Source organism: Komagataeibacter oboediens, from assembly GCF_003207815.1.
GTDB classification, from domain to species: Bacteria; Pseudomonadota; Alphaproteobacteria; order Acetobacterales; family Acetobacteraceae; genus Komagataeibacter; species Komagataeibacter oboediens.
Window position 1 is genome coordinate 1 of record NZ_NKTX01000108.1, and the last position, 5,707, is coordinate 5,707.

The following is a 5,707-nucleotide window of genomic DNA, read 5'->3' on the forward strand; positions in this document are numbered from 1 at the left end:
TCGCAGGTAGTACCGCGTCCCTATCTCTTAAATCGCTCATGCTTCATAGCTGAACAAGACCAGAAGTATTCAGCAAGGCGTCAGTCGCCGGGAGCTTACTCTGCGGATGACCATGCAGCATGAGCAGCGGTGGTCCGTTTCCGCCGGTAGCCGTGCGGATCCGCACGCCATTCACCTCGATATCCCGCCAGCTAAAGCCCGGCAATAGATCGGGGAATTTCCTGATTGCGGCCATGCTTTTACCTGCATTCGTCCAGTGGCACACAGCAAAAAAGCAGAATATCAGGAAACCAGTGTTTCCCCTGTTGAAGACTTGTTGATGACCAATCCGCAGACGACGCAATGACTTTCGAAGCCGCAGGCATCTCTGGCTATGCCTCGAGAACGCGGCTGATATCGTCATGGGCCACTGTGCCCTTTAATTACTAATCAGTCCAATGAGTAGTCGGCCTACCAAAAACAAAAAGGACGGTCAGCAAAAAACACTCTAACCAGCAATGATTGCAGAACCGTTGGTATGCCGATGACATCACGTTTACAGTCATCAGGTACACAAGCAAGACCGTCCTATCGACACGCAGTGCCTCCACGAGCTACATGCCCAGCCTGCTTGTTCTGAAATCGCTTAGTTCTCTCAAACGCGCCCCAGCACGTATTTCGGACACAAGGCACATACACTCGTGCAATGGTGACCCAGCATTACCACTCAGACCCAGCACTGGTAATTCACGCAGAAACAAATCTGATACGCTGACTGCTGCAGGTTACGCATCCTAAGCAAAAGTTCATTCTTGAACGGGCCAGTAGCGATCCGTCAGCAGTTTAACTGCCTCCTCCATCTCTTCGCGAGAACGTAGTTCCGCCAGCATGAAAGTGACCTGCAAACGCTTAGGCGACTTCGCATCTATTTTTACGATCTCTTTGCCATCCGTATCGCGAGTGATAGCAACGGCGCCACGTTTAGGCGAGCGCGCGCTGCCGCGACGTAGATGTCCCAGTTCCGTTGCTACCGCATTCTCGAGTTCGCGAGCCACTGCAGCAGGTTCCACAAGGTAGTTCTGATCTTTGCTTCGCAACGCAGCAATACGTTCAGCAGCCTCGTAGACCACTTCGCGTGATGCACTGTCTTTAATAAGGGGCTTTATCTGCATCACATGCTTAAGCCGAATATCATGCGGGCTAACAAATGCCCGAGTGACTGCTTCAGGCAATCTAGCAAGGTCGAGGTACCGGCTTAACCATGCTTCAGAGACGTTCAACCGATCTGCCATCGTTTTTTGGCGACCATGATAGTACCGATCCAGACCCAACAAGTAATCCTTTGCGCGCTCGTAATCGGTAAGATCCTCACGCGCCCTATTTTCTAGGTCCGCAATACGGAAGGCTTCCTCGTCCTCCATTTCACGAGGCTCAACAAGGAACTTAATGTCACGATAATTATTGGCGTTAAGCCACGAAACAGACCAATGCCGGCGTGCGCCACAGATCACTTCGAAATCAAAATCTGGGTTGTTGGTCAATCGCCGAACGATGGCCGGAACTTCTTGGCGTCCCTGCGCACGAATGCTTTCGATAAGTTCGCGACAGTTTTCATAGGACAACGCGGCGTAATCACGATTATGACCCTCCCACATTTTGCATCGTGCAGGGTCAATAAACTCGTGAGTACGAGTAACAACTTTACCGCTAGCAACTTCTGCTAATCGGTTAGTACGATCATTAATGATTGACCGATTTGGACGAGACTGGCCTTGTCTACCGGTTACGCCTGAAATTGCAGCTGTTAAGCCGTCCGCAAAAGCCCTGTTTTTCCCCGACATTTATCCCTCCTTTTTCACATTACTCGACCTGCAAAAAGTTCGAATAATGCTTTGAAAATGCGTGCTTCGCTTCTCGCTCCGCCACCAATCCAAAATTGCAACGTTGCAATTTTCAGAAATTGACGATTTGAGAGAGTTCAATGAACCGCCATCTCCAAGAAAAAATTACACCAGTCCTTCCTTGCGAAGCCGCTCCTGATGACTAGGCCACATTCCCCGAATATCCGTTTCAAGCTCCTTACACACTGCGTTCAGATAGGTAAGGCAGCGATCACGAACCGACTTGCTTGTGATCGCTCCTTGCTGTTCGTACACAGTCATGAGTCGAGCTGTGGCATTGTCGATTTCAGCAGAATTTTTCAGAGGGGCTCTAACTAGATGATGGCCGAAAATAGCCTGCATCAGCTTGATAAGTTCCTTGTGAATCGATTTGTTCTCTTCTACCCGAGAAGCCACGAATTTGAGAAACTCTAGAGAAGGAGCCCTGTCAAACTGCGCTAGCGTCCGCAATGTCTCCTCCAGCATCGACAGGAAGGCCGTCGTTGACGAAAAGTCCATAATTGTCGGGGGCACCGGAACGACCAATGCATTTGCTGCCCTCAGCACAGAAAGCGAGATTGCTCCCAAGGCAGGAGGAGGATCCATAATTATAACGTCAAAATTTGGCGCTATAGACGCCAGCCCTACCGACAACCGATCCACAAGCCCAGGCTCGCCCTGAGCCATCCGCGCGGCGATTTCATACTCAGATTGAAACAGCCGAAGATTAGACGGTATCAGATATAGACCATCGAAATGCGTAGGTTTGAGCGCGTAGCTCAGTGACGAACGTTCATCGTGCCGCAAAAACGGATAAAGCGTCTCATCCTCAGTAAGGTCTAAATCTGGCACGTAACCAAAGAGCGTTGTTGCTGACGCTTGGCTATCACAATCGATCAGCGCCACGCGATAGCCTTGGATCGCGAGATATTGCGCAAGGTGAACAGCAACCGTTGATTTCCCGACACCGCCTTTAAAGTTTTGAACAGCTATGATTGCCGGCGGGTCGCCTGGATCACGCCACGGACGCGTGCCAAAGATCCCGCGCATGTCGTTGACCTGTTCAAGCGTATATCCCACACGCCTGTTATTGGCTCCCCGTTCAGGTTTGGGTAGACGACCATCCTTTTCTGCGTCGCGTATGGCTGCGGGCGTCCGGCCTACGAGTTCTGCAGCCTGGCCAATCTGAAATGTCGGTTCTCGTCGCTCGCCGGCTCGCGCGGCAACAGCGCTTTCCCTCAAATTCTCCAGAACTGCCGCGGCCTTATCCGCCAGCCCTTCAACCATTTGGAGACTCGTATATCCGGCTTGCTCGAGATCAGCTGTCATAAATCTTTCTTTCGATAAACGTCCGTCGTGCACTAACTTTCGATTTCCAATGGATAATGTCTATCTTTTCGAAAGTCGATACTTAACTCGATAGCCATTCCCTTTTTTTAATGCCGACAAAGCGCGACGATCATGTGCCGGATTAGGTAGCGAACATAAAAACCGAAAAGATGAGTGTCCTGACCTCTTGGGGGAGCATGTGATAAGATGTACGAGGTATCCTGACCTTATGGGGGATGCCAATCAGCGCACGTCGCTATCCTGACTTCTTGGGGGGAGGCAAGGTACAAATGCTTACCCTGACCTCGTGGGGGATATTTGTCCCTGCATCAATGAGAACAGCGGAACACTGAATTCCACCCCTAGCCAAATGCAATAGCTTCCAGTCGAGCATATCTCGATGGCGCTGCCAAAATAAGCAACCAGATCAGGCCTTCAGTTACCCAGTCACTTTCGCTTTAATCTTTAGTGAGCTTTTTTTTTCGAAACTTTCTTTGCCACATATTAGAGATTGCAACATTGCAATTTGGGACAAATACGTTCAGTTGCCTCAGAGACATCGGCATAGTGCTGCCAGCTGGGTTACCCATACCGTCGCTTAGTGCCGACCGGGCAGGTCAGTTACTTGTGAAAAAAGGCTAGTAACCTCGCGTTTTTCGCAAGGAAATCCATATACCTTCAAACAATTGCAACGTTGCAATCCACCCACACTGGGCAATCATCTGGCGTGGAACATCGTCATGGCAGCCACGGCAGCTATGAACGAGATCTAAAAAAGAGACGAAAGCCCGTTAAACTGCGAATCGCACTCATAGATTCCATTAAAAAACACGCGCAAGTCCCATAGATACCGGTTTGCGACCGTCAACATGAAAGTTCTTAAAATAACGTGTGGATACTTCCCAAAACTAGCTATCTTAACTGACCGTCCCCCACGAGGTCAGGTTAGATCCCCCACGAGGTCAGGTTACTATCCCCCAAAAGGTCAGGCTAGGTCCCCCACGAGGTCAGGAAATGCTCTAAAAGTCGTTGGTTTTCCTAGTATTTTTTGTCTTGAATCAGAATCACTTGAATAGAATCAGAATCCCCCGCAGCACGCTGCGGTCGTGTTTATAGAAATCTTCATAAGAAACCTTACTTCTCAGCACCATACGCGGCCGCGAGAAGGCGCTAAGATCCCCAATTTCCGCTTCACCTGACCTTATTCTCATTCTAAGGTCAGGATACGAATCGTTCGTCCCGTTAGGTGCTGGATAACCCGCCCATGCAATACGCATCCGAAAGTGATGAAGCTCCAAAGCGCGCCATGCGTGTTGCTCGCGCTCTACAGCATAAGGGTGCCGACGAGTTCGCCAAACCTGGACACCTTGTAGAGATACGTTTCGTCAGAGGCCAATCGCTAAGCCTGACTGCATCACGTCTACTCGCGTTGATGATCCTTGTAGCCGGTGGCGATGCTTGGAAGCCAGTGGTCCACCGCATGCGCAAAGCAGACATCAGGCGAGGTCACAAAGGTAACGAACGCATAAGTGACATGCTTGAAGAACTGCATGGTACTCTATTTGCCGAAGACGACATTTCCTGGCGAGGTAAAAAAGCGACGCGACGATTTTCTCTGATTGCCTCTTCAAGGGAAGAAGTTGAAGACACAGAGCCTGGAAAAGAAGTCGGTTGGATCGAGTGGGAATTTACTCCTGATGCCCGAAGACTAATCCAAGAGTCTGAAACCTATGCGGTCATGAATCGCACCGCTGTATTGGGTTTTCGTTCGGCTTACGCGCTTAAACTTTACGAAATCGGGGCCTTGCGCGTGAAGAGACGTCAAACCGTGTGGAAAGGTGACGTCATCGCATTTCGTGCTGCCTTAGGGATCTCACCTAACGTCTATAAAGACTTTGCTCAGTTGCGGCGAAAAGTATTGACCGTTTGCAAGAATGAAATCGACGAACTGGCGCATTTTACGGTCGAGTGGACGGAAATAAGACAAGGAAGAGCAGTAAGAGAACTCGAGATTGTTTTCCAACCTAAGGAAACTCCAAAGGTCATAGATCATCAAACGACTACACGCGAATTAGAAACACAACGCAATCAAGTAGTACGACCCGCGGCTGCGAAAAGCGATGGGCAGGTAATGTTCCCAGCCGGTTCTCTCCAGTTTGGAGCCGACCAAGAGATATTCGCTAGAATAGCGCGTTCCTCTGGCGGGGGCTGGGATATCGACCTGATTGCCGATGCATTCCGAGACCATCTCGGTGAGCGACTTGGCAAGCTGCATGGTTCCAAGCTTAAAGCGGCATGGAAAGGCTTTTGCGAAAGTTATCACAACCGTCGAGGTAATCCGTAAACGTGAGCCGAGAATGCTTCTATAACGCTAAAAATGCGAAATGGGGCGCGACAACGCAGGTCGTCTCTATGTCAATTTAGCAGCCTGTCGGGTTGGGCATTTTGCGGCTGATAACGCCGAGGCTGACCCGGCTTATGCCGCCTGAAGCCGCGCCATTCTTTTGCAGTTGTATGCG

Annotated in this window: 4 protein-coding genes; 1 reads left to right on the top strand and 3 read right to left on the bottom strand. The window is 50.2% G+C overall.

What is annotated here, in order from left to right:
• Positions 1 to 43 precede the first annotated feature (43 nt).
• The 3 genes from CFR80_RS19520 to CFR80_RS16720 form a co-directional block, all read right to left on the bottom strand.
• A complete protein-coding gene (locus CFR80_RS19520; protein ID WP_258367915.1) occupies positions 44 to 235 on the bottom strand; it encodes a hypothetical protein in 192 nt (63 codons plus the stop codon).
• Between the two features lie 550 nt (positions 236 to 785).
• Positions 786 to 1,820, bottom strand: coding sequence for a ParB/RepB/Spo0J family partition protein (locus CFR80_RS16715; protein WP_110507745.1), 1,035 nt, complete (start codon positions 1,818 to 1,820; stop codon positions 786 to 788).
• Positions 1,821 to 1,985: 165 nt separating this feature from the next.
• On the bottom strand, positions 1,986 to 3,188 hold the full coding sequence (locus tag CFR80_RS16720) for an AAA family ATPase (protein ID WP_010512186.1): 1,203 nt from the start codon (positions 3,186 to 3,188) through the stop codon (positions 1,986 to 1,988).
• Positions 3,189 to 4,452: 1,264 nt separating this feature from the next.
• Here CFR80_RS16720 and CFR80_RS16725 point away from each other — a divergent pair.
• Positions 4,453 to 5,532, top strand: a complete 1,080-nt coding sequence (locus tag CFR80_RS16725) for a replication initiation protein (RefSeq protein WP_181418266.1) — start codon at positions 4,453 to 4,455, stop codon at positions 5,530 to 5,532.
• The last annotated feature ends 175 nt before the right edge of the window (positions 5,533 to 5,707 follow it).